At 33.0% G+C, this 339-nt stretch carries 1 pseudogene; it reads left to right on the forward strand.

Annotation, left to right across the window (positions count from 1 at the left end):
- A pseudogene (locus LJD32_RS15130) lies at window positions 1-339 on the forward strand (hypothetical protein); the annotation flags it as partial.

Here is a 339-nt window from a genome sequence, read left to right on the forward strand (position 1 = left end):
CTATGCAATTAACAGAAACAGTCAAGCTTTATCCAAATAAATATCAAACAGAATTAATCAAGGCAACGATGTCGGAATATATTTCTACAGTCAATAAGCTTGTTTTTGATGCTGCTAATGGAAGAACTATTACAAAGATGACAACGGCAGATGTAAAGGCTGATCTTCCAAGTGCCTTATGTAATCAATGTATCCGAGATGCCAAGTCCATCATAAGAAAATATAATAAGGCTTTAAGAAATTCAGATACTCAAGTAAGACTTCCTGTTTTGAAAAAAATGTGTTGTTATATCAACAACCAAAACTTTAGGATCAATGATGACTGTATAAGCTTTCCAG

The sequence above is a fragment of the Faecalibacillus sp. TM498 genome (assembly GCF_020589955.1).
Lineage (GTDB): Bacteria > Bacillota_I > Bacilli_A > Erysipelotrichales > Coprobacillaceae > Faecalibacillus > Faecalibacillus intestinalis.